Source organism: Streptomyces sp. NPDC090994 (genome assembly GCF_044768905.1).
GTDB lineage: Bacteria > Actinomycetota > Actinomycetes > Streptomycetales > Streptomycetaceae > Streptomyces.
Window position 1 is genome coordinate 68,825 of record NZ_JBIVWS010000019.1, and the last position, 22,384, is coordinate 91,208.

The window sequence follows — 22,384 nt, forward strand, 5'->3', positions numbered from 1 at the left end:
GCGGAAACCAGCCGGAAGTCGGGCCGGCGACGCACTGCCGACGAGCATCGCGGCAACCCCGCACGGCCTCGGCGTCACCTACCCGACGGACCAGCTGCGCCTTGCTCCGCCCGCAACCCTCCGCGTTGCGGTGATCACGTTCGGTGGCACTGTAGGTTCCTCCAGTCGCCCCCTCGGCGCCGGCCTGCACGAATCGCCAGTAGAATCCGGTTACGTGACTTCCGCTCCCGCCAAGCCCCGCATCCCCAACGTCCTCGCCGGACGCTACGCCTCCGCCGAGCTCGCCACGCTCTGGTCGCCCGAGCAGAAGGTGAGGCTGGAGCGACAGCTCTGGCTCGCCGTGCTGCGGGCGCAGAAGGACCTCGGCATCGAGGTGCCCGACGAGGCGATCGCCGCCTATGAGCGCGTGCTCGACCAGGTGGACCTGGCTTCGATCGCCGAGCGCGAGAAGGTCACCCGGCACGACGTGAAGGCGCGGATCGAGGAGTTCAACGATCTCGCCGGGCACGAGCAGGTGCACAAGGGCATGACCTCCCGGGACCTGACGGAGAACGTCGAGCAGCTGCAGATCCGGCTGTCGCTGGAGCTGGTGCGGGACCGGACCGTGGCCGTCCTGGCGCGGCTGGGCAAGCTGGCCGGCGAGTACGGGGAACTGGTGCTGGCCGGGCGCTCGCACAACGTGGCGGCGCAGGCCACGACGCTGGGCAAGCGGTTCGCCACCGCCGCCGACGAGCTGCTCGTCGCTCACGGCCGGGTGGAGGAGCTGCTCGGCCGCTACCCGCTGCGCGGCATCAAGGGCCCGGTCGGCACCGCCCAGGACATGCTGGACCTGCTCGGCGGTGACGCGGGCAAGCTCGCGGAGCTGGAGCAGCGGATCGCCGGGCACCTCGGTTTCGCACAGGCGTTCACCTCGGTCGGCCAGGTCTATCCGCGCTCGCTGGACTACGAGGTCGTCACCGCGCTGGTGCAGCTCGCCGCGGCTCCGTCGTCGCTGGCCAAGACGGTCCGGCTGATGGCCGGACACGAACTGGTCACCGAGGGCTTCAAGCCGGGCCAGGTCGGCTCGTCCGCGATGCCGCACAAGATGAACACCCGCTCCTGCGAGCGCGTCAACGGCCTGATGGTGATCCTGCGCGGCTACGCCTCGATGACCGGCGAGCTGGCGGGCGACCAGTGGAACGAGGGCGACGTGTCCTGCTCGGTGGTGCGCCGGGTGGCCCTGCCCGACGCGTTCTTCGCGCTGGACGGGCTGCTGGAGACGTTCCTGACCGTGCTGGACGAGTTCGGGGCGTTCCCGGCCGTCGTGGCCCGGGAGCTGGACCGCTACCTGCCGTTCCTCGCGACCACCAAGGTCCTGATGGGCGCCGTGCGCGCCGGTGTCGGCCGTGAGGTCGCGCACGAGGCGATCAAGGAGAACGCCGTCGCGACCGCGCTGGCCATGCGCGAGCAGGGCGCCGAGCGCAACGACCTGCTCGACAAGCTCGCCGCCGACGAGCGGCTGCCGCTGGACCGGGAACAGCTCACCGCGCTGATGGCCGACAAGCTGTCCTTCACGGGCGCCGCCGCCGACCAGGTGGCCGCCGTCGTGGCCCGGGTCGAGGAGATCGTCAAGCAGCACCCCGAGGCGGCCGGCTACACGCCCGGCGCGATTCTCTGAGGCGCGCGCGGACATGCCCCGCTTCACCCCGGCGGAGCTGGAGGCCGCCCGCGACCGTCTCGTACCGGACGTCGTCGCGGACGGTCTCCAGGTGCTGTTCTGCGGTATCAACCCCGGCCTGATGACCACCGCGACGGGCCACCACTTCGCCCGCCCCGGCAACCGGTTCTGGCCGGTACTGCATCTGTCCGGGTTCACCCCGAGGCTGCTCAAGCCCGCCGAGCAGGAGGAACTCCTCTCGTACGGGCTCGGCATCACCAACGTGGTCGCGCGGGCGAGCGCCCGGGCCGACGAGCTGACCGCCGAGGAGTACCGGGAGGGCGGCCGGGAGCTGGCCCTCAAGGTGGCGCGGCTGCGGCCGCGCTGGCTGGCCGTGGTCGGCGTCACCGCGTACCGGGCCGCCTTCGACGACCGGAAGGCCCAGGTGGGGCCGCAGGAACGGGTGATCGGGGACACCCGGGTGTGGGTGCTGCCCAACCCGAGCGGACTGAACGCGCACTGGACGGCGCAGACGATGGCGGAGGAGTTCGCACGGCTGCGGGTCGCGGCGCAGACACAGACGCAGACATAGACATAGACATAGACGTAGACGTAGATGCAGGCCCGGGCGGCGTTGCGGGCGTGGGCGCAGAAGCAGGCGTGGGCGTGGTTCATGGCGGGGCTTCCTCCGTGACGGCGGCCAGCAACTGCACCTCGTCCGTCGCGTCCCGGTCGGCGACGGCGAGCGCGACCCAGCGGCCGGTGCCCGCCACCTCCCAGAGGTAGGCGAGCCGGGCGCGGGCGCTCAGCTCGGTCCACGGCTCGGGTATCTCCTCCGCCCGCTCGGTGCGCAGCAGGACCGTGAGCAGGTTGAGGATCTCCGACTCGCCCCAGCGCTCGGTCAGGCGGGCGTCGACGGCGTCCCGCTCCTTCTCGTACTGGTCGACGGTCGCCGCACGCTCGGCCGGGTCGCCGCCGCGCAGGCCGTGGCTGCCGCTCAGCACCACGAGGTGGTGGCCGTGCTCCGCCGGGAAGGGGCGGAAGCACAGCTCGTCGATGAGGGCGATGTGCCGCGCGATGTCCATGGCTCCAGTAAAGCGGGCACCACTGACAACTGGCGGTCCGTCAGGCGTCCCGGCGGCGCAGCCGCCACCCGCCCGCCAGCACGGCGGCGGCCGTCCACAGCGCCGTCACGACAAGTCCCGTCCAGGGTCCGACACTTCCGTCGTACGTCTCGTACAGGACCACCTGCCCCGCCTTGTCCGGCAGGAAGTCGGTGGCGCCGCCGGCCGCGTCGCCGATCACGAAGGAGACGATGAGGATGAACGGGATCATGACCGAGAGGGTGGCGGTGCCGCTGCGGAACAGCGTGGTGAGGCCGGCCGCGAACAGCGTCATCAGCATGAGGTAGACGCCGCAGCCCACGACGCCGCGCGCCTGCTCGGCCGTGCCGAGTCCGCTCGCGGCCGGCCCCAGCCCCGCCCGCGCGGCCAGGAGGGCGGCGAGGGCGGTGACGAGACCCACGGCGAGGGAGAGGGCCGCGATCGTCGTCAGTTTGGCCGCGTACCACCGCCCGCGGCGCGGCACCGCGGCCAGGGTCAGCCGGATGGCGTTGCCGTGGTACTCGGCCGACACGGCCAGGGCACCGAAGGCGATGGCGGCTATCTGGCCGGGCAGGACGCCGGACAGTGCCATGAACAGGGCGTCGAAGTCCGGATCGGAGGTGTCGGAGACACCGGCCAGCGCGGAGAACGCCGTGGTGGCGGCGGCCACCGCCAGCAGCGTGCCGTACGACGACCGCAGGGTGCGGACCTTGAGGAACTCGGAACGCAGGACGGGTGCGTGTGTCATGTCAGGCCTCCTGGGGCTGGGCGGTGAACTCGGCCTCGGTGGCCGTCAGGTCGAGGTAGGCCTGTTCCAAGGTGCCTTCCTCGGCGGAGAGTTCGAGGATCGGCACCCCGGCCGCCGACACGACGCGGCCGATGTCCTCCACGCGCGCGTCGGAGACGGTCCAGTGCCCCGCCTCGTGCCGTACGGCCTCGTGGCCGTGGCGGGCGAGGACGCCGGCGAGGGCGGTGGGGTCCGAGGTGCGGACGCGGACGCGCGGCCGTACGCGCGCGTGGATGAACTCCCGCATGGGTGTGTCGGCCAGCAGCCGGCCCCGGCCCAGGACCACGAGGTGGTCGGCGAAGGACGCGGTCTCGTTCATGAGGTGGCTGGAGACCAGGACCGTGCGGCCCTCGGCCGCGAGCCGGCGCAGCAGTTCCCGGATCCAGATGATGCCTTCCGGGTCGAGGCCGTTGGAGGGCTCGTCCAGCATCACCACCTCCGGGTCGCCGAGCAGGGCGGCGGCGATGCCGAGCCGCTGGCGCATGCCCAGGGAGTACGTCCGCACCCGGCGCCGGGCCACCGACGCGATGCCCGTCTCCTCCAGCACCTCGTCCACCCGGCGTTCGGGCAGCCGGTTGCTCACCGCCAGGACGCGCAGATGGTCCCGGGCGGTGCGCGAGCCGTGCGCGGCGTGCGCGTCGAGGAGGGCGCCGACGTGCCGCAGCGGTTCGTCGAGCGCGGCGTAGGCCCGTCCGCCGAGGGTGGCGGTGCCGGAGGTGGGCCGGTCCAGACCGAGGACGAGGCGCATGGTGGTGGACTTCCCGGCGCCGTTGGGGCCGAGGAAGCCGGTGACGCGGCCGGGGTGGACGGTGCAGGTCAGGTCGTCGACGGCGCGTCGGGTGCCGTACTCCTTGGTGAGGGCCCGCAGTTCGATGCTGGTCATGACCACAGCGTGGCCGGTCGTGCCCGGTCCGGGCCTCCCCCGCCGGTGGAGTCCGCCTCCCCCGTGCGGGGGAGGGCCGGTGTCAGTGGCGGCTGGCACGATGACGCCATGGTCCGCTTGCTGCGCCCGCTGGTGCGGGGGACGACGTACACCCGGCTGCTGCACCTGTGGGTGCCGATGCTGGTCATGAGCCTGTGGATCCTCATCGACGACACACGGATGTGGGTACCGGCGGTGGCGCTGGCTCCGCTGGGGCTGATCGCGGGGGTACGCGGGGGCGAGCGGCTCCAGGCGCAGTGGCTCCTGCTGCCCGCGGAGGAGGGCGCCGGTTTCTCCCCGGGCCCCTCGGTGACCTGGGCGGACCGGCTGCGCACGGTGGTGTGGCTGGAAGTACGGGTGGCGCTGGGCCTGCTGGTATCGGGCGCCTGTGTCTGGCTGCCCATCACCGCGTACTGGCTGATACGGCTCGCCTCGGGCCACGGAATCGACACGTTCGCCGGCACGATCGCCCCGCACTGGGCGTACGCGCTGCTCGTGCCGGTCCCCCTGGTCGCGCTGTACGGAGCGGTGGTGGGCCTCGGTGCTCTGGTCACCGCGGCCGCCCGTGCGCTGCTCGGCCCCTCCCCGGCCGAGCGCCTGGCCACGCTGGAGGAGCGCACCGAACAACTGCTGGAGCGCAATCGCATCGCCCGCGAACTGCACGATTCCATCGGGCACGCGCTGACCGTCGCCGTCGTGCAGGCGGGCGCCGCGCGGGCGGCCGGTGACCCGGACTTCACCGACCGGGCGCTGTCGGCCATCGAGGACACCGGGCGGGCTGCTCTGGAGGACCTGGAACGGGTCCTGGGGGTGCTGCGGGAGGAGCGGCGGCCGGTGAGCGCCCGGCCGACGCTGGCGGACGCGGACCGGCTGCTGGAGTCCGCGCGGTCCTCCGGGGCGAAGCTCGACACGGAGGTGACCGGGCCGTTGGAGACCGTGCCCGGGCCGGTGTCCAGAGAGGGGTACCGCATTCTCCAGGAGGCGCTGACCAATGTGCTGCGGCACGCGGGTGCCGTGCCCGTCCGGGTCCGCATCCGGGTGGAGGACAGCACTCTCGGCCTGGAGATACGCAGCCCGCTCGCGGCCGCCGCGCCCGGTCCGGGCCGGGGCAGCGGACTGCGCGGCATACGGGAGCGCGCCGCGCTCCTCGGCGGTCACGCCAGCACGGGCCCCGACGCCGGTGACTGGCAGGTCCATGTCGTGCTGCCGGTGCGCTGATCTAATCTGGCCGGATGCCGGTCACCGTTCTCCTCGTCGACGATGAACCCCTGGTCCGCGCCGGCCTGCGGGCGGTGCTGGAGGCGCAGCCCGACATCGAGGTGGTCGGGGAGGCGGCCGACGGGGCGGCGGTGATCCCGCTGGTGCGGCAGCTGCGGCCGGACGTGGTCGCCATGGACGTCCGCATGCCGCTGCTGGACGGCATCGAGGCCACCCGCGCCGTGCTGCGGACGGTGACCGACCCGCCGAAGATCCTGGTGATCACCACCTTCGAGAACGACGAGTACGTGTACGAGGCGCTGCGCGCCGGGGCCGACGGGTTCCTGCTGAAGCGGGCCCGGCCCGCGGAGATCGTGCACGCGGTACGGCTGGTGGCGGAGGGCGAGTCGCTGCTCTTCCCGGCGTCGGTGCGGCAGTTGGCGGCGGAGTACGGCGACGGCCCCGGGAACCGCGCGGCCCGCGCGGCGATGGACCGCGCCCAACTGACCGAGCGGGAGGGCGAGGTGCTGCGGCTGATGGCGCGCGGGCTGTCGAACGCGGAGATCGCCGCCAAGCTGGTCGTCGGGGCGGAGACGGTGAAGTCGCACGTGAGCGCCGTGCTGGGGAAGCTGGGGGCGCGGGACCGCACGCAGGCGGTGATCGCGGCGTACGAGTCGGGGTTCGTCGCGCCGGGCTGAGCCGTGCGGGACCGGGCGGACCGGCCCTCGCCGGGGCCCGGTGTGCCGAGTACGATCCGGCCAACACGCGCACGAGCTGGGAGGACGGACCGTGGGGCGGCTGACCGGCGGGGACCCCTCGCTGCTGCGGAGGATCAACTCCGCGGTGGTGCTGCACGCGCTGCGCTCGACGGACTGCGCGACGCTGACCGAGATCACCCGGGTGACGGGGCTGTCCCGGCCGACCGTGGAGGGCGTGGTCGACGGGCTGATCGAGGCCGGGCTGGTCGTCGAGACGGCGGCCGAGGAGGGCTCGGCCCGGCGGCAGGGGCGGCCTGCCCGGCGGTTCCGGTTCCGGGCGGAGGCGGGGCATCTGCTGGGACTGGAGATCGGCCCGCACCGGGTGTCCGCGCTCCTGGCCGACCTGGACGGCACGGTGCTCGGCGCGCAGGCCAAGGACGTCGACGAGAACGCCTCGGCCGACGAGCGGCTGGAGCGGCTGCGGGGCGCCGTCGCCGAGCTGCTGCGCCGGGCCGGGGTGGCGCGCGGCTCGCTGCGGGCGGTGGGGGCGGCGACGCCGGGGATCGTCGAGGCGGACGGCACGGTGCGGCTGGGCACGGCGCTGCCGGGGTGGACGGGGCTGCGGCTGGGTGAGCGGCTGAGCCGTTCCTTCAAGTGCCCGGTCCTGGTCGAGAACGACGCCAACGCGGCGGCGGTCGCCGAGCACTGGCAGGGTGCCGCCACCGGTTCGGACGACGTGGTGTTCGTACTGGCCGGGCTGAGCCCGGGGGCGGGCGCGCTGATCGGCGGGCGGCTGCACCGGGGCTTCGGCGGGGCGGCCGGGGAGATCGGGGCGCTGCATCTGCTGGGCCGTGAGGTGACGCCCGAGACGCTGCTGTCCACCACCGACGAGCCGCTGCACCCGCTCGACGAGCAGGCGGTCGCGAAGGTGTTCGCCCAGGCCAGGGACGGTGACCAGCGGGCTCGCGCGGCCGTCGACCGGTTCATCCGGCGCCTGGTGCACGACGTGGCGGCGCTGGTGCTGGCCCTCGACCCGGAGCTGGTGGTGATCGGCGGCTGGGCGGCCGGACTCGACGGCGTCCTGGAACCGCTGCGCCGCGAGCTGTCCCGCTACTGCCTGCGTCCCCCGCGGGTCGCCCTGTCCCTGCTGGGCGAGGCCGCCGTACCGACGGGCGCGCTGCGGCTGGCCCTGGACCACGTGGAGGAACAGCTCTTCGCGGTGGAGGGCACGACAGCCCGACGGTGACCGTCCGCGCGGTGGTCCGCTGATCGGGGGCGGGCGTTCACGGGCGCGGACACGGGCGTCGGCCGACCGGGGCTGGTTGGCATGGGGGGACGGTACGGGCGCGCCGTTCGGCCGGGGGGAGCGGGGCGCCGTGGGGTCGCCGGCCGGTCACGACTGGGCCAGGGCGGAACACCTACGGTCGCGGCCGGCCACCGCACGGTCGGAGCTGGTCGCCACATGGACGCCGGCCGGTCACCACCCCGCCGAGGCGCATCGCCGTGAAGTCGCCGGCCGGTCACCACTCGGCCAACGCGGATCGCCGCACGGCCGCCAACCGCGGTCACCTCGGCCGGAACGGGTCACCGCATGGCCGAGGCGCGTCGCCGCACAGCCGCCGGCCGGTCACCACCCCGCCGGAACCGGCTCCCCCACGCCCCTGACCGCTCCCCCGGTCGTCCGGGGCCGGCCGCCGCTTGCGTTCTCCAGGGGCCGAGGGCTGAGCCATGCCGTTTCCGGCGGTCACGCAACACGCCCCGGACCGCTTCCTCGTCGACCGGCCACCGCCCGCCCGCCTCGCCTCAGCCGACCCCGCTCGTCACCTCGTCGTGGACCCGCACGTCCCCCGCGTCGCCGAACGTCAGCCGGCAGGTGTCCGCGCGGTAGGTGGCGACGCTGACCGCCGCCGTGCCGGTCTCGGTGAGGTAGCGGGTGGTGACCACCAGGACGGGGGCGCCCGGGAGGCGGTCCAGTTCCCTGGCCTCCTCGGCCCGGGCGGAGCCCAGTTCCACGGAGCTCTCCTGGTGTGCCAGCTCCAGACGGTGCAGTTCGCGCAGGACCGCACGCGCGCGTGCCGCTCCGGCAGGGGCGTCACCGAGGCCGGGGACGGACGCCTGCGGGACGTGCAGCAGTTCCGCGGCCACCGGCCGGCCGTGCGAGACGCGGGAGCGGCGCACGGTGTGCACGGGCGCGTCGCGGTCGGTGCCCAGGGCGTCGGCGACGGCCGCGGGCGGCGTCGCCAGCGTGCTGTCGAGCGGCTGCCAGGAGTCGTCGGCCACGCCGGGCCAGACCTGCTCCCGGGTGCCGACGGCGACACCCACGCGCGGCGGCGCCACCGTCGTGCCGACGCCGCGGCGGCGCTGGAGCCGGCCCTCCAGTTCGAGCTGCTCCAGAGCCTGGCGGAGTGTGGCGCGGGCGACGCCGAAACGGGCGGCGAGATCACGCTCGTTCGGCAGGATCTCGCCGACCGAGAACTCCGAGTCCAGCGCCTCGCTGAGTACCGTCCTCAAGTGCCAGTACTTCGGTTCCTGTACCGGTTCCAGCTGCGTGGTCCCCACCCTGTCCTCCGCACTCGCCGTGGTCCGGCGGCGTTTTAACGCCCTTGTTTATTAAAGGTTGTTGCACTTCTCTGCGACCATAGGACGGCCCTCACCCTTGGTCAAGACCAATACCGGATGCGTGCCGCGGGTCTACCCGCCGGTAGCTTTTGCTGACACTCTGTCTACGCACGTTCCCCAGACGCGCCACGACCAGGAGTGCCCATGTCCGCAACCGTCTCCTTCCCGGTCCCCGCCCCGCACGGCCCGCGCCCCGTCACCGTGTCCTACGCGCGCGTGGGCAGCGGCGAACCGCTGCTCCTGCTGCACGGCATCGGCCACCACCGCCAGGCCTGGGACCCGGTGCTGCGCATCCTGGCGGCGGAGCGCGACGTGATCGCCCTCGACCTGCCCGGGTTCGGCGCCTCCCCGGCGCTGCCGGACGGCCTGCCGCACGACCTGCCGACGACGGCCGCCGTGCTCACCGCGTTCTGCGCGGAACTGGGCCTGGACCGGCCGCACGTGGCGGGCAACTCGCTGGGCGGCCTGCTGGCCCTGGAACTCGGCCGCGAGAACCGCGTACGGTCGGTCACGGCCCTGTCCCCGGCGGGCTTCTGGACCGAGGCCGAACGGCGCTACGCCTTCGGTGTGCTGGCCGGCATGCGGGCGAGCGCCCGGCGTCTGCCGCTCCCGCTGGTCGAGCGGCTGTCCCGCACCGCGGCCGGCCGCACCGCCCTGACCAGCACGATATACGCCCGCCCCGGGCGCCGTTCCCCGGCAGCCGTGGTCGCCGAGACACGCGCGCTGGCCCATGCCGAGGGCTTCGCCGCGACGCTGCGGGCCGGCCGCGAGGTCCGCTTCACCGACGACGTCCCCGGCATACCGGTCACCGTCGCCTGGGGCACCCGGGACCGGCTGCTCATACCCCGGCAGGGCGTCCGCGCCAAGGCGGTGATCCCGCGGGCCCGGCTGGTCCGGCTGCCCGGCTGCGGCCATGTGCCGATGAACGACGACCCCGCACTGGTGGCCCGCGTCCTCCTCGACGGCAGCCGGCGTCAGGACTCCAGGGCCGCGAGCACCTCGCTCAGCACCGTCGGGTTGTAGGGCATGCTCACGTGCGGCGTCCGGTCGTCCGGGTCGATGTCCTGGAGGACGATGTTGCGGACGTACCGGCCCTCGCTCTCCGCCAGGGCGCAGGAGGTGTACGGGGTGACCACGTCGTCGTAGGCGGTGGCGATGACGGTGTGCCGGACGCCGTCGGTGGTCTCGCCCAGCTCGGCGAGTTCGCGCTGGAAGGCGTGGTCGTGCTGGAGCTGCGGCCAGGCCGGGACGGTCATGGCGACCACGCCCTGTTCGACCAGCTGGACCGCGCCGGGGATCTGCCGGGCGAGGTTCATCAGTCCCTGCGCGGTGATGCCGTGGTTGCTGGGGCTGATGCCGACGAAGTTGTGCACCTTCGGGCCACCGCCGAGCTTGTTGAGGTAGTAGCGCGGCATCATGCCGCCCTGGGAGAAGCCGACGATGTCGACCTGCTGGGCGCCGGTGCGCCGCAGTACCTCGTCGACGAAGTCCCGCAACTGCTCCGCCGACTTCCTGATGTCGCCGAGGCCGAAGATCACCGGGTTGAGGTGCTTGCCGTAGTCGGGGCGGAAGACACGGTAGCCGCGCTCCCGCAGCACCGGGGCCGCCGTGGACCAGGTGTAGCCGCGGTTGCCGAACGTGCCGTGCACGAGCACCACCGGGCGGGGGTGCTCGGCGGTCAGCGGCAGGTCCCAGTCGTCCTCGCCGGCCTCGACGTCGACGGTGGCGATGACCGCCGCGCCGGCGACCTCGGTGAGGGCGGTCACCCGGTGCGGCAGTTCGGTGATGTCCTTGGTGAGGTCGTCGGTGTTGAGCCCGGGGATGCGGGGGGTGGAAAAGCCCACGGCGCTTGTCCGATCCTGAGAAGGAGCCCGGCGATTTTCTCCGGCGGCTTCCCAGTCTCGCGTCCAGGGATAAGCCGTACGATCCCTCGTCCGGGGGAAAGAATTCCCCCGGACGTGTATATAGGGCTCACCTCTTCGGGTGCGTATTGAGTGCCTGATAAGGACCGGCGGCCAGGTGCGGGGCGAGACGGGCGGTCACCGCGCGGAGCAGTCGGACGTACCGGCTCCACCGGACGGGGCGGGCCACGTTTCCGGTCAGGGCGCGTTCGGCGCGGTCCAGGCACTCCCGGAAGACGGTGTCGTGCAGCGGACGGAAGAACAGCGCCCAGACCGGCCACAGCGGGGCCCGTGGACGCATGACCAGGGTGTGGCGCAGTACGGACCGCCGGCCGTCCAGGCGCTCGACGCCGAACTCGTGGAAGCCCTCGAAACCCCGGGGGCCGGTGAACCGGAACCGCACCCACTGGCCGGGAACGTAGTGGCTCACCACATAGCGCACCGGGCCGTGGCCGCCCGGGACGCCGACGGCCAGCGGCCCCTCGAAGCGGATGGGGGGCCAGTCGGGGGGCCAGAGGCGGTCGTCCCGGGAGCCCAGGGTGTCGATGAGCGTTCCCACGGTTCCCGGCGCGGCGGGCAGCGCGCGTTCGTGGACATTGAGCACGGCGATCACGGAAGCAGAATGCCCGGAATTCGGGTCCGGCGCTAATTCACCAAGAAGGAGCCGGAAAGCGAGCCGGAACGCACGCCGGAGCGTGCGGGGGCGCCGTGCGCGCCGCTGTTTTCACTCCCGGTTCCGGTGAATGGCCGGATTCCGCCACCGTGCCGGAACGGTCGACGGGTGTCCGCCGTGCCCGACCCGCTTGCGGTGGCCGCCTGTTGGGCGGGACGGACCCGCGTTCGACGGTCGAGGGGCGAAGACCGGCCAAAGGCCGGGAGAACGCGGGAGCGGGCGGAACCCGAGCGTAAAGAAAGGTGAGGAAGGCATCAGCGGGGCCGCAGGCAAAGGAGGTTGGTCATGGCCACACGTCCCGACGTCCCCGGTTCCGGCCGTCGGGCGGCCGGCTCACCGCCGCTGCCGCGGGCGTGGCAGCCGCTGCTCGGCCGGCCGGCCCTGGCGGACCTGCTCGGCGATCCGCTGGCGGACGCCGCCCTGCGGGAGGCGTCCCGGTTGCTGCCGGCCGGCGTGGCGCTGCACTCCCTGCGGACGTTCCTGCTGGCCGACGCCCGGGCCCGGGCCGCCGGGACCGGCTACGACCGGGCCGGGCTGCTGGCGGCCGCCGTGTTCCACGACACCGGGCTGGTGGGCCGCGCGCCGCTCGGCCGGGGCGGATTCACCGCCCGCAGCGCCGAGTTGCTCGACCGGTTCCTGGCCGGGCGGCAGGTGGACGGCGAACGTCGCCGGGCGCTGACCCGGGCGGTGCGCGAGCACCTGCGGCCGTTCCCCGCGCCGGACGCGGGGCCCGAGGCCCGGCTGCTGCACTTCGGTGCCTGGCTCGACGTGACCGGGCGCGGCGACCGGCGGGCGCCCGGGGAGCGGCGGCTGCTCGCCGGGCTGGCTCCGACCCCCTGGTTCGCCCTCTCCTTCTGCGCCCGGGTGGCGGCCTGCGGGCCGCGCCGGGTGCTGCCGGCCCGGCATGCCGCCCCGCGGTGACCGCCGGCCGGGCCACTCGCTCCTCCCGTCGCGAAAGGACCGTATACATGCAAGAGGACCAGCGGGATTTCGATGTCGCCATCGTCGGTGGCGGCATCGGCGGGACGATGCTCGGGGCGATCCTCGCCCGGCACGGTGTGCGCACCCTGCTGCTGGAGGGCAGCGGGCACCCCCGGTTCGCCATCGGGGAGTCCACCGTCCCCGAGACCACCTTCGGGCTGCGGGTCCTGGCCCGCCGCTACGGCGTCCCCGAGATCGAGCACCTGGCGACCCACGGGGCGCTGCGCCGGCACATCTCGTCCAACTGCGGGGTCAAGCGCAACTTCAGCTTCGTCTACCACCGGGAGGGCGAGCCCACCCGGGCCGAGGAGTGCACCCAGTACCCCACCTGGGGCCCGCCGCTCGGCCCCGACTCGCACTTCTTCCGCCAGGACGTGGACGCCTACATGTTCCACGTCGCCGTGTCCTACGGCGTCACCGCGCACACCCACACCATGGTCGAGGACGTCAAGTTCGAGGACGACCACGCCACTCTCGTCACCCGGGACAAGGGCAGCTTCCGCGCCTCCTACGTGGTGGACGCCGGCGGGATGCGGGCGATGCTCCCCGAACGGCTGGGGCTGCGGCAGGAGCCGCCGTACCGCACCCGGTCGCGCACGATCTTCACGCACATGGTGGACGTGCGGCCCTTCGACACCGTGGCGCCGCCGCGCGAACAGCACGGCATGCCCAGCCCGTTCAGCCAGGGCACGCTGCACCACATGTTCCAGGGCGGCTGGCTCTGGGTCATCCCGTTCGACAACCACACCGCCGGCACCAGCGGGCTGTGCAGTGTCGGGATCAACCTCGACCTCGACGCGTACCCGCGGCCCGAAGGGGTCACCGCCGAGGAGGAGTTCTGGCAGCACGTGGGCCGGTTCCCCAGCGTGGCACAGCAGTTCGAGCGGGCGCGGCCGGTGCGGCCGTACGTGTCGACGGACCGGACGCAGTTCTCCTCGCAGCAGGTGGTCGGCGACCGGTGGTGCCTGCTGCCGCACGCCAGTGACTTCATCGACCCGCTGTTCTCCAGCGGGCTGGCGGTGACGGTGATGTCCCTCAACGCGCTCGGTCACCGGCTCATCGACGCGGTCCGCCAGGACGACTTCGACACCGCCCGGTTCCAGTACCTGGAGCACTGGACCAAGCGCATGTTCCGGTTCTACGACGACCTGGTGTCGTGCAGTTACATCTCCTTCGACGACTTCGACCTGTGGAACGCCTGGAACCGGGTGTGGACCATCACCACGCTGTACGGCACCAACGCGCAGAACCAGGCCGCCGTCACCTTCGAGAAGACCCACGACACCGCCTGCTTCGACGCGCTCGAACTGCCGCCCTACCGAGGGCTCCAGGGCGTCGACAACCCGTGGGTGGAGCGGTTGTTCGAGCAGTCCAGGGACGCCGTACTGGCCTACCGGGACGGCGAGTGGACCAAGGAGCGGACCATCGACCGCATCTACGAGCTGCTGCGCCAGAGCGGGCTGTGCCCTCAGGTGTGGGGCACGCTCGACCCTCAGAACCGGTGCCCTGCCGGGGTGTTCACGCTCTGGCCGTTGATGAGGATCCTGCTGTGGGGCAAGTTCCGCTCGCCGCGGCACGTGCGGGGCTCGTACTTCACCGGGGGCGCGCGGATGGTCGGCAAGGAGGCCGCCCAGACGTACGCCACCGAACTGCGCTCGGGCGCCACCCAGGTGCACCAGACCCTGCGGGACATGTGGTTCAACTGGAACCGGGACTGGAACCGGCGGCCCGCTCCCCGCTCGGCGGCCGGCCGGTCTCCCGGGAGGGCTCCGGCGCGGGACTGAGGCCGGACCGAGGGGCGGCCTGCGCGCGGTACCGAGCGCGGTGCTGAGCGCCGTACTGAGCGCGGAAAATCATTTCTGCGGAACACCCGAACAGCGCATCCACACCATTGGTTTGCCGCCCGGAACGCTCGGGTAGGAAAGGCGCGTGGCCGCCGGACGAGAAACCCGGCCGCCGATTTCCCTGCCTAAATCCGAGAGACAACGGGCTGCAATCCACAATGGCACCACATTCCACTTGCCAATCGCCCGCTGCATGCTCCTGGGAAGACATCTTCCAGCATCAGGACCGCCTCATGCGGTTGGTTCGACGCCGACTGCCGAGTTTTCAGGATGCCGAGGACTGTGTTCAGGAAACCATGGCCAGAGCAGCCGCGCATGCCACGCTGGACAGAGATAGGCTGGGACCCTTTCTGACGTCCGTGGCACTTCGGCTCTGTATCGACTTCTACCGCGACATGGAGCGCCGCAGCAGGTTGTTGCAGCGCGCGGCGCTCCTGGACTTCCCGGAAACCACTGAGGAAGACGTCTGCGACGAGGATTTCGGCAGATGGCTGCTGAGCCAGGCGGAAAAACTGCGCGGCCGGGAGCAGGAGGTCATACTCGCCCGCGCCGCGGGAATCTCCACAGCGGAATTCGCCCGCATACACAATATTTCCGTGAAAGCGGCGGAAGCCGCGTTCACCCGAGGTCGAGCACGCCTGAAGACGGCGTGCGCCAGGGCCCTGGAGGGCTGCGCACGATAACTGTCCCACGCTCCGGAAAACATCCGCCGCCGTGGGCCCGCCATCCCATCTGCGTACACCGCGGAAAAGGAAAGGAAGCTCCTCTCATGTCCAAGAGCATCCAGGACATCATCAAGGACCTCATCGGCGATATGGCCGACAGCGGGAAGGAAGCGTTCGACGACCTCCTCGACCGGGACGACAAGTCGGGCCGCTCCGGCAACCCGGTCGACGCGCTGGCCGGGCTGCCGGCGAGCGCCCTGGGCGCCCTGGCGAACCCCTTCGCCCTGGCGGGCAGCGCGCACAACCCCCTGGCGGCGCTCACCGGGGCCGCGGGCGCCGGCCAGAATCCCCTCGCCGCGCTCACCGGGGGCGCGGGCGCCGCGCACAACCCGCTGGCCGCGCTCACCGGCGTCGCGGGCGCCGCCCAGAATCCGCTCGCGGCACTCGCCGGGGCCCAGTCCGCCAACCCGTTGGGTGCCCTCGCCGGCCTGGGGCAACTGGCCGGCGGGGCCGGGCACGCCGCGGCCGGCGCGGGCGACCTGATGTCGTCGATGGCCTCGCTGCCCGGCCAGCTCACCCAGCTGGGTCAGATGATCACACAGCTCGTTCAGGTCCTGCAGAACAACCCCGTCGGCCAGCTGGCCTCGACGGCCGGTCAGGCGGCGTCCGTGGCGACCGGCGCGGCCAAGGCGGCGGGAGACGTCGCCAAGGGCGTCACCGGGGCCACGAACCTCCCGGGGGCCACGGCGGTCACGGGGGCGGCCTCCGGAGTCACCGGAGCCGCCGGTCTCGCCGGAACCACTGGTCTCGCCGGAGCCTCGGGAATCCCGGGCTTCCGGGGCGGTGGTTCCCCCAACGCCTGACCCGGCCGCCCCCACCGTCCCGCTCCACCGTCCCGCTCCGCCGTCCCGCTCCGTCGGTCACACCGGACCCTCCGGCTGACGGTCGTCGCCTCCACCGTGCCGATCCCACCGTGCCGATCCCGCCGTGCCGATCCACCGTGCCGATCGAGGAGGAACACGCACCATGCCGTCCGCCGTCGGAGACCGCCTGCGTCTCGTGGTCAGGGTCCTGGGGAGTCTCGTCGCCGACGAGGTCGGCCAGGCGACCCGGCTCAGACGCCGGAAGCAGGACACCCACCCCCCGGTGGCGTCCGCCGAAGCCCTTCAGGGGGCGCCGGAGGACCCCGCCGGGGGCGAACAACGGCGCGCCAAGGCGGTGCGCCAGGCCCTGGAGAGCCTCGGCCCCTTCTACGTGAAGCTGGGCCAGATGCTCTCCACCCGGCCCGACATGGTCCCCCAGTCCATCCGTGACGAACTGCAGAACCTGCACGACCAGGTCGACGTCCAGCCGTTCTCCGAGTTCGAACCGGTCCTCGCGCGGGACCTGGGCCCGGACTGGAAGCTGCGCTTCGACGACATCGACACCGTCAAGCCGCTCGGCGCCGCCTCCCTCGCCCAGGTCTACCGGGTGACGCTGCCCGGCGGCCGGCCGGCCGTGGTGAAGATCCAGCGGCCCGGCATCCGCGAGGGCGTCCTCGCCGACATGGCGCTGATGCGCAAGGCGGCCAGGATCGTCGCCCGCGTCGCGCCCCGCTTCAACGAGGTCATCGACGTCGAGGCGATGCTCGGCTCGGTCTTCGACGCGATGGAACCGGAACTGGACTTCACCGGCGAGGCCCGCAACATGGACGAGGCCCGCGAGCACGTCCGGGCCTTCCGCACCCTGGAGGTGCCCCGGGTGCTGCACGCCGGTCCGAAGGTCCTGGTCCAGTCGCTGGCCGCCGGCGTCTCGGTGCGCCATCTCGACCCGTCGCACTTCGCCGACGACGAACGCGTCGAGATCGGCAAGGACCTGCTGCGCTTCATGTACCACGGGTACTTCGTGCACCGCTTCTTCCACGCCGATCCGCACGCGGGCAACGTCTTCGCCGCGCCCGGGGCCCCCGCGACGCTGATCGACTGGGGCATGGTGGGCCGCCTGGACCGCCGTACCAGCCTGCGGCTGCTGCCGCTGTTCATGACGCTGGCGCAGAACGACGGCGCGGGGCTCGCCCAGCACTGGGCGGAGATGGGCCGGATGACTGCCTGGGCCGACATGCCGGCGTTCGCCGCGGACATGGCCGCCTTCGTGCCCAAGGTCTCCCATCTCTCGCTGGAGGAGATGAACTTCGGGATGGCGCTGACCACGGTGCTGGCCAAGGCGTCCCGGCGGGGCATCGGGTCGCCGCCGGCGGTGTCGCTGCTCGGCAAGTCCTTCGCCAACCTGGACGGGTCGGTGCGTCATCTGGCCCCCGAGATCACCCTGCCGGAGGTGTTCCAGGGGGAGGTGCCGAGCATCCTGCTCGCGCTGGGCCGGGAGTTCCTCGGCCGCCACCAGTTCGCCCGGAACTCGATGGAGCTGCTGCTCACCGCGGTCACCAGCCCCGAGCAGGTGCGCGGGGTGCTCGCCGATGTCGCCAACCGCCAGTTCGCGTTGAACGTGCACGAGCCGCGGACTCCCACGGCGATGGGCGGCCGGCGTCCCGTCCGCCCCTCCGGCGGCCTGCTGGCGCTGGGCGCGATGGCCTATCTGCTGGGCCGCAGCCACTCCCGCTGAACACCGGCCGCTCCCCTGACTCCCGTACACCCGTCCCGTACACCCGCCTCGGACACCCGTCCCGTACACCCGCCTCGGACACCCGTCCCTTGCACCCGCTGATCCCTCGCACCCACCGATCCCTCGCACCCACCGATTCGGAGGTATCCATGACGGACACCGCACGGCCCACGTTCCCCGCGGGTCTGCCGCTGCCCGAGGGGCTGTCCAAGGTCGCCGTGTGGACGGCGGCGGCCCACGCCGCGGAGTACGGGCGGCCGGCGCCGTACGTCCGTGATCCGTGGGCCGGTGACTTCCTGCGGGCGGCCGGGTTCCCGCCGGGCGGGCCGCCGGGCGACGGCCCGTTGCAGCGGCTGCTGCCCGACTGGGCCGTGGTGCGCAGCCGCTTCTTCGACGAGCACCTGATGGCCGCCGCCCGTTCGGGATGCCGCCAGGTGGTGCTGCTGGGCGCCGGTCTGGACACCCGGGCGTTCCGGCTGGACTGGCCGCGCGGCGTGCACGTCTTCGAGGTGGAGGACCCGGCGCTGCTGTCCTTCAAGGAGCAGGTGCTCGACTCGGCCCCGCCGTCCTGCGGCCGGCGCGGCGCCGTGGGCGTGGACCCCGCCGGGGCGTGGGCCGGGGACCTGGTCGCCGCGGGCTTCGACCCCGGGCGGCCCACCGCCTGGCTGGCCGAGACGCTCCTCTACCACCTGCCGCCGCGCGACGCGGAGTCCGTGGTCACCACCATGACGGAACTCTCCGCGCCGGGTTCGGCCTTCGGCGCGGAGTGCGTCAACGCCGAGGCCGCCGCCTCCTCGTCCGTGGCACCGTTCCAGGAGGCCCTGGCCACCACCGGGATCGCCTGGCGGTGGCAGCTCACCGAGCCGGAGCGCTGGTGGGCGGAGCACGGCTGGGAGGCGGCGGTGGCGGACCTGTTCACCCTGCCCTACGCGGTACGGCGGCTGTCCCCGTATCTGCCGCTGCTCGGCGAGGCCGCCGCGCGGACGGTCTTCCTGACCACCGGTACGCTCGCCGCGCCGAAGTGAGTCATGCCCGCTCCAGTTCGAGCAGCGACGCGAGCCACAGGTCGGGCAGCTGGTCGGCGGTGGGCAGGTTCTCGTCGTGCACGACGGTCAGGCAGGCGGTGTCGTGCTGGCTGGTCAGGGTCACCAGGCAGCGGATGCCGGAGGCCAGCCCGGAGTAGACGGCCGCCCACCGCGACCGCGCCCCCTGGTGGCACAGCGGGGCGCCGAAGCCGACGCTGCTGGCGGGGCCGGCCACGACCGAGCCGTTGACCAGGCGCAGTCCGATCCGGGCGCCGGCCGCCCTGGGGGTCGCGGCCAGCAGCACCCGGAAGGCGTCCCGCCGGCGGCTCTCCTTCAGGCGCCGGGTGCGCGCGGCCACCCGGCGGACCGCATCCGCCGGCGTGGGCGCGTCGCAGGGCAGCAGCAGCCGGGCGGTGACCATCCGGTTTCCGGGGGCGTGCTCCTCCCCCGGCGCCCGCACCGACATCGGCACCGCCACCGGCAGCGGCGGGTGGACCGTACCGGTGGCCTTCAGGTGCCAGGTGCGGACGGCGTGCGCGAGGGCCCCGAGGTACACGTCGTTGACGGTGGCGCCGTGCGCCCGGCCGAGGGTGCGCAGCCGGGCCAGCGGGACGGTGGCGTGGCAGACGCCGTTGCGGCCGCCGACCGGCCCGTCGAAGCCCGGCTTGGGGGTGGGGGCGCCGAAGCCGGCCGCGACGTCGCCGAGGACGCCGGCGAGGCCGCTCGGGGCCGGGCGGGCGCCGGGCCGCGCGGCGGGCTGGGCGCCGGGGCGGTCGTCGAGCAGGGCGCGGGCGGCGTGGACGGCGCCCACGCCGTCCTGGACGGTGTGGTCGGTGCGGTAGCACAGGGCGTGGCCGCCCGTCGCGCCGTGCACCAGCCACACGTCCCACAGCGGCCCGTCGCCGGTGGTCATGGGCCGCGACAGCAGCAGCCGCCCGGTCGCGGTGCCGTCGGTGTCGTCGGGCAGCCGCAGTTCCCGTACGTGCCGTTCGACCGCGAGGCCGCCGGTCCGCCGGAACACCCTGCCGCCGGCGGCGGGGCGGTAGTTGAGCGCGGGGATGCGCGGGGCGCGCTCGGCGACGCGGGCGCGGACCGAGTCCAGTGAGGGCGCGGGGCCGTCGAAGGCGAACACGAACGGCAGGGGCAGCGGGCGTCCGCGCGCGGCCAGGCGGTAGGCGAGGTCCACTGTCCCCAGGGGCAGGGTGGGGGGCAGGGGGCCGTCGGTGCCTCGGCCGGAACGCATCGGTCGCATCGTCAACCTTTCGGTGGGGGTACGGGAATCAGCCTGCCGTTGGCGGGCGGCGCTCAGCACGAGCGGCGCGTGACGCGGCCGCGCGTGTCGACGTAGGCGCGCAGCAGGCTCCGCAGGGGGCCGCGCACCGGGAGGCGGGGGGCCCGGGAGCGGTGCCAGGGCAGCGGGTCGCCGGGGTCCGGGTCGCCGAGCAGGGCGGCGGCCACGTGCGCGCCGTGCGCGACGGACAGGGCGAGGCCGTGTCCGCCGCAGCCGCCGATGTACCAGACGTCGGGGAAGCCGTCGACCGGCCCGACCACCGGCAGGTCGTCGCCGGTCATGCCGATCCGGCCGGACCAGCGGTGGGTGACGCGGACCCGGGCCAGCTCGGGGTGGAGGGAGCGCAGCCACCCCTCCAGCCAGGTCCAGGCGCGCTCCCGGGCCGTCCGCAGCCGGGGTGCGCCGAGCCCGGTGGGGACGGTCACGGTGCCGCCGCCGGCCACCAGGCCGCGGTCGGGGAGCAGCCGGTAGTACGGCGCCATGGGCACGGCGTCGACGACGGCGTACCCCGCGCCCCCGCCCAGTGCCTCGTACGCGGGGGCGCTCAGCGGCGCGGTGGCGACGGCGTACACCTCCAGCGGGAGGACGGTGCCGACCGGCAGGCCCACCGACCGGGCGGCGGAGTTGACCGCGAGGACGGCCTGGCCGGCGTAGAGGCGGCCGTACGGGAAGATCAGTTCGGGGCCGACCAGTTCGCCGGGGCGGACCGTCAGCAGCGGGCTGTCACCGTAGAACCGGACGCCCTTGGCGGCGCAGGCGCGGGCCAGGGCGCAGGTCAGGGCGGCCGGGTCGAGGGTGGCGGCGGGGCGGTGCAGCAGTCCGGCGGGGTAGGGGACGCCGACCCGGTCGCGGATGCCGGCGGCGGACAGTACGGGGACGTCCAGTCCGATCCGCCGGCAGGCGCGGGCCTGGCGGGCGAGTGCCACGAGGCCGGCCGGTGAGCGGGCGGCCATGATCTGCTCGCCGGGCCGCAGTCCGCAGGGCACGTCGAGGCGGGCGCACAGGTCGAGGACGTCGCGGACCGCGCGGACGCTGGCCTGGTGCATCCGGCGCGCGGTGTCCGGTCCGAAGCGGCGCACCGCGCGGTCGACGGCCGGGCCGGCGCGGGGGCCGAGCAGGCCGGTGCCCCGGCCGCTGGCCCCGGCGGCCGGGCCGTGCGCGTCGACCACGGCGATGTCCAGGCCGGGGGCGCGTTCGGCGAGGTGGTAGGCGCAGGACAGCCCGGCGAGACCGGCGCCGACCACGGCCACGTCCGCGGTGACGACGCCGTGCAGCGGGAACTGCGGCGGCAGTTCGGCCGGGTCCCAGCAGGGGGTGCCGGCCGGGGGTCCGGCCGTCCGGTGCCGGTCCTCCGGGGCGCCGGCCGCGGACGCGTTCACGCGCTCGTTCATACGGCGTCGTCCGGCGCCGGTTCGGTCAGAGCGCCGAACCGGCGGTCGTGCCACAGCAGCGGCCGGCCGCCGCCGACGTGCACGGCCGCGACCCGGCCGACGACGAGGTGGTGGTCGCCGTAGCGGCGTACGTCCTCGGTCAGGCACACCGACCAGGCGAGCGCGCCGGCCAGGACGGGCACGCCGAGCACCTGCCGGGTGCCGGTGCCCGCGAACCGTTCGGCGGCCGTGGTGGTGGGGGACGCGAACCGGCCGGCCAGTTCCCGCTGTTCCTCGCGCAGCAGGTGTACGGCGAAGGCGCGGCGGGAGCGGACGGCGGCGAGGGTGCGGGAGCCGTCGCGCAGACAGGCCAGGAGCAGCGGGGGCCGGGCGGAGAGCGAGGTGACGGCGGAGACGGTCATGCCCAGCGGCCCGTCCTCGCCGCGCGCGGTCACCACGGTGACCCCGGCGGCCAGCTTGGCGTACAGCCCCAGGCAGCGGGCGGCGCCCGGGCCCGGTTCCTCGCACAGCGGCTCGGCGTCGGGCGGGAACGGGGGCGGGGGCGGGGGCGGGGCCGCCCGGTCAGCCACGGGAGGCGTCGGCGCTCTCATCGGTCACCTCCGCCCCGAGCAGGCCCTTGACGATCTCGCCGATGAGGTGGCGCAGGGTGGACGCGGCGACCGGGTCGAGGATCTCGGCGAGGGTGGGGATGCCCAGGTCGAAGGAGGCGGTGAAGACGACGCGCGTGCCGGGGCCGTGCGGCTCGCAGCGCCAGCTTCCCGAGAAGCTCTGGAAGTCGCCGGTGATCTGCTCGAAGGCGAGGCTGTGGGTGTCCGGGGCGTAGGTGTCGCGCTCGCGCCAGCGCATCAGGCCGCCGCGGAACAGGACGCTCCAGTCGGAGAGAGTGGAGCCGTCGGGCAGCGGCGGCTCCACGCTCACCTCACGGACGGTGTCGGTGAACTCGGGGTAGCGGCGGAAGTCGCTGATGCGGCGGTAGGCCTCGGCCGGGTCCACCGCGTCGGCGAGCGCGTGCAGTACCACATGGGGCATGGGGGGTGGGGTCCTTCCCGTCTT

Annotated in this window: 22 protein-coding genes; 12 read left to right on the forward strand and 10 right to left on the reverse strand. The window is 73.7% G+C overall.

Features of this window, described 5'->3' with window-relative positions; genetic code table 11:
- The first annotated feature begins 214 nt into the window (after positions 1 to 214).
- Both purB and mug read left to right on the forward strand, forming a co-directional pair.
- Positions 215 to 1,657 (forward strand): adenylosuccinate lyase, encoded by a 1,443-nt coding sequence (purB, locus tag ACIQR3_RS29660; RefSeq protein WP_403543716.1) that lies wholly within the window; start codon positions 215 to 217, stop codon positions 1,655 to 1,657.
- Positions 1,658 to 1,670: 13 nt separating this feature from the next.
- Entirely contained in the window at positions 1,671 to 2,228 is a 558-nt protein-coding gene (mug, locus tag ACIQR3_RS29665; RefSeq protein ID WP_403543717.1) for a G/U mismatch-specific DNA glycosylase, read from the forward strand.
- 79 nt (positions 2,229 to 2,307) lie between these two features.
- Here mug and ACIQR3_RS29670 read toward each other — a convergent pair whose 3' ends face one another.
- The 3 genes from ACIQR3_RS29670 to ACIQR3_RS29680 are packed head-to-tail and all read right to left on the reverse strand — an operon-like array spanning position 2,308 to position 4,409.
- A complete protein-coding gene (locus ACIQR3_RS29670; RefSeq protein WP_403543718.1) occupies positions 2,308 to 2,721 on the reverse strand; it encodes a hypothetical protein in 414 nt (137 codons plus the stop codon).
- 40 nt (positions 2,722 to 2,761) lie between these two features.
- On the reverse strand, positions 2,762 to 3,487 hold the full coding sequence (locus ACIQR3_RS29675; protein ID WP_403543719.1) for an ABC transporter permease: 726 nt from the start codon (positions 3,485 to 3,487) through the stop codon (positions 2,762 to 2,764).
- Between the two features lies 1 nt (position 3,488).
- The gene (locus tag ACIQR3_RS29680) at positions 3,489 to 4,409 is read right to left on the reverse strand and encodes an ABC transporter ATP-binding protein (protein ID WP_403543720.1); all 921 of its coding nucleotides are present in this window, start codon (positions 4,407 to 4,409) and stop codon (positions 3,489 to 3,491) included.
- 108 nt (positions 4,410 to 4,517) lie between these two features.
- Here ACIQR3_RS29680 and ACIQR3_RS29685 point away from each other — a divergent pair, with 108 nt between their 5' ends.
- The 3 genes from ACIQR3_RS29685 (at position 4,518) to ACIQR3_RS29695 (ending at position 7,589) form a co-directional block, all read left to right on the forward strand.
- Positions 4,518 to 5,666, forward strand: a complete 1,149-nt coding sequence (locus ACIQR3_RS29685) for a sensor histidine kinase (RefSeq protein ID WP_403543721.1) — start codon at positions 4,518 to 4,520, stop codon at positions 5,664 to 5,666.
- Positions 5,667 to 5,680: 14 nt separating this feature from the next.
- Positions 5,681 to 6,343 carry a response regulator gene (locus ACIQR3_RS29690; protein WP_403543722.1) on the forward strand — a complete coding sequence of 221 codons (663 nt, stop codon included), beginning with the start codon at positions 5,681 to 5,683 and terminating at the stop codon, positions 6,341 to 6,343.
- A 91-nt stretch (positions 6,344 to 6,434) separates the two neighbouring features.
- Entirely contained in the window at positions 6,435 to 7,589 is a 1,155-nt protein-coding gene (locus ACIQR3_RS29695; RefSeq protein WP_403543723.1) for an ROK family transcriptional regulator, read from the forward strand.
- A 557-nt stretch (positions 7,590 to 8,146) separates the two neighbouring features.
- Here ACIQR3_RS29695 and ACIQR3_RS29700 read toward each other — a convergent pair.
- On the reverse strand, positions 8,147 to 8,902 hold the full coding sequence (locus ACIQR3_RS29700; protein WP_403543724.1) for a GntR family transcriptional regulator: 756 nt from the start codon (positions 8,900 to 8,902) through the stop codon (positions 8,147 to 8,149).
- 204 nt (positions 8,903 to 9,106) lie between these two features.
- Between ACIQR3_RS29700 and ACIQR3_RS29705 the strand changes: the two genes are divergently transcribed.
- The gene (locus ACIQR3_RS29705; protein ID WP_403543725.1) at positions 9,107 to 9,985 is read left to right on the forward strand and encodes an alpha/beta fold hydrolase; all 879 of its coding nucleotides are present in this window, start codon (positions 9,107 to 9,109) and stop codon (positions 9,983 to 9,985) included.
- On the opposite strand, the gene ACIQR3_RS29710 is transcribed toward ACIQR3_RS29705, so the two are convergent.
- Both ACIQR3_RS29710 and ACIQR3_RS29715 read right to left on the reverse strand, forming a co-directional pair.
- On the reverse strand, positions 9,937 to 10,806 hold the full coding sequence (locus tag ACIQR3_RS29710) for an esterase/lipase family protein (RefSeq protein ID WP_403543726.1): 870 nt from the start codon (positions 10,804 to 10,806) through the stop codon (positions 9,937 to 9,939). The two genes, ACIQR3_RS29705 and ACIQR3_RS29710, sit on opposite strands and share 49 nt — an antisense overlap.
- A 127-nt stretch (positions 10,807 to 10,933) precedes the next feature.
- Positions 10,934 to 11,473, reverse strand: a complete 540-nt coding sequence (locus ACIQR3_RS29715) for an SRPBCC family protein (RefSeq protein ID WP_403543761.1) — start codon at positions 11,471 to 11,473, stop codon at positions 10,934 to 10,936.
- Positions 11,474 to 11,821: 348 nt separating this feature from the next.
- Between ACIQR3_RS29715 and ACIQR3_RS29720 the strand changes: the two genes are divergently transcribed.
- The 6 genes from ACIQR3_RS29720 to ACIQR3_RS29745 all read left to right on the forward strand — a co-directional run bounded on the left by ACIQR3_RS29720 (position 11,822) and on the right by ACIQR3_RS29745 (position 18,649).
- Complete coding sequence (locus tag ACIQR3_RS29720) at positions 11,822 to 12,457, forward strand: hypothetical protein (protein WP_403543727.1); 636 nt, start codon at positions 11,822 to 11,824, stop codon at positions 12,455 to 12,457.
- A gap of 47 nt (positions 12,458 to 12,504) precedes the next feature.
- A complete protein-coding gene (locus ACIQR3_RS29725) occupies positions 12,505 to 14,301 on the forward strand; it encodes an NAD(P)/FAD-dependent oxidoreductase (protein WP_403543728.1) in 1,797 nt (598 codons plus the stop codon).
- A 293-nt stretch (positions 14,302 to 14,594) separates the two neighbouring features.
- Positions 14,595 to 15,044: an RNA polymerase sigma factor gene (locus ACIQR3_RS29730; protein ID WP_403543729.1), complete on the forward strand. Its 450-nt coding sequence runs from the start codon at positions 14,595 to 14,597 to the stop codon at positions 15,042 to 15,044.
- Between the two features lie 86 nt (positions 15,045 to 15,130).
- Complete coding sequence (locus ACIQR3_RS29735; RefSeq protein WP_403543730.1) at positions 15,131 to 15,889, forward strand: hypothetical protein; 759 nt, start codon at positions 15,131 to 15,133, stop codon at positions 15,887 to 15,889.
- Positions 15,890 to 16,052: 163 nt separating this feature from the next.
- Positions 16,053 to 17,624, forward strand: a complete 1,572-nt coding sequence (locus ACIQR3_RS29740; protein ID WP_403543731.1) for an ABC1 kinase family protein — start codon at positions 16,053 to 16,055, stop codon at positions 17,622 to 17,624.
- Positions 17,625 to 17,773: 149 nt separating this feature from the next.
- A complete protein-coding gene (locus tag ACIQR3_RS29745; RefSeq protein ID WP_403543732.1) occupies positions 17,774 to 18,649 on the forward strand; it encodes an SAM-dependent methyltransferase in 876 nt (291 codons plus the stop codon).
- Position 18,650: 1 nt separating this feature from the next.
- Here ACIQR3_RS29745 and ACIQR3_RS29750 read toward each other — a convergent pair whose 3' ends face one another.
- The 4 genes from ACIQR3_RS29750 to ACIQR3_RS29765 form a co-directional block, all read right to left on the reverse strand.
- Positions 18,651 to 19,892 carry a wax ester/triacylglycerol synthase domain-containing protein gene (locus ACIQR3_RS29750; RefSeq protein ID WP_403543733.1) on the reverse strand — a complete coding sequence of 414 codons (1,242 nt, stop codon included), beginning with the start codon at positions 19,890 to 19,892 and terminating at the stop codon, positions 18,651 to 18,653.
- A gap of 62 nt (positions 19,893 to 19,954) precedes the next feature.
- Positions 19,955 to 21,319: an NAD(P)/FAD-dependent oxidoreductase gene (locus ACIQR3_RS29755; RefSeq protein WP_403543734.1), complete on the reverse strand. Its 1,365-nt coding sequence runs from the start codon at positions 21,317 to 21,319 to the stop codon at positions 19,955 to 19,957.
- An 8-nt stretch (positions 21,320 to 21,327) separates the two neighbouring features.
- Positions 21,328 to 21,900: a flavin reductase family protein gene (locus ACIQR3_RS29760; RefSeq protein WP_403543735.1), complete on the reverse strand. Its 573-nt coding sequence runs from the start codon at positions 21,898 to 21,900 to the stop codon at positions 21,328 to 21,330.
- Entirely contained in the window at positions 21,893 to 22,360 is a 468-nt protein-coding gene (locus ACIQR3_RS29765; protein ID WP_403543736.1) for an aromatase/cyclase, read from the reverse strand. Before ACIQR3_RS29765 ends, ACIQR3_RS29760 begins: the two co-directional genes overlap by 8 nt.
- Between the last annotated feature and the right edge of the window lie 24 nt (positions 22,361 to 22,384).